General features: G+C 43.2%; 2 pseudogenes. Both read left to right on the plus strand.

Annotation, left to right across the window (positions count from 1 at the left end):
- A pseudogene (locus CIK04_RS27395) lies at window positions 1–213 on the plus strand (type I secretion system permease/ATPase); the annotation flags it as partial.
- 241 nt (window positions 214–454) lie between these two features.
- Window positions 455–749, plus strand: a pseudogene (locus CIK04_RS34385) (HlyD family type I secretion periplasmic adaptor subunit); the annotation flags it as partial.

A 749-nucleotide genomic window follows, 5' to 3' on the forward strand; every position in this document is an offset into this window, starting at 1 on the left:
GAAGGAGAAGCGGCGTATCAAAATGTCATTACTCACTTAAAAATCAAAAGCACCGTGATCGTTATCGCTCATAATCCGAGCACGATGAGAAATATGGATCGTCTGCTCTATCTCTCTGAAGGCCGAGTTAAGCTGTATGGCGAAAAGAACGAAGTACTGAAGCGTTTGATGGGATCGAGTCAAACAGACATTCCGAGGGTCAATCATGGCTAATCAATTAGCGCAGAGAAATGGTGAGACGTTAGRCGTGTTAGAACGTTTTCGCCACAAGATACTCTGAATATCAAGGACCCATTGTTATGGGTTTTTATCTATTGCACTATTTGGTGGTGGCATTGGCTACTGGGCGGCAACAGCAAAACTTGAAAGTGCAGCCATCGCCTATGGTGATTTGTCCGTAAGCAGCCAACGTCAGGCAATTCAACATCTTGAAGGTGGCATTGTTGAACGCTTAATGATCCAAGAAGGGGATTATGTTGAGAAAGGCCAGCTACTAATACAGCTTTCTGAACAGCAATCTTTGTCGCGTTTAGAATCTCTTAAAGGACGGTTTGTCCATGCCGTCGCAAAAGAGAGTCGTTTAAAAGCAGAGTTTAATAATACGAGTGAGATTGTTTGGGAAAGTGACCTCGAGAAAATGGCAATCTCAAACACATTGCTGGAGGCGCAGMMAATTCAAAAAAGATTTTTGAGGCGAGAGCTCGTTACTTCGAAAGTAAACTCAATATCGTTCATCAGACGATTTCTGG

The sequence above is a fragment of the Vibrio sp. 03_296 genome (genome assembly GCF_002265885.1).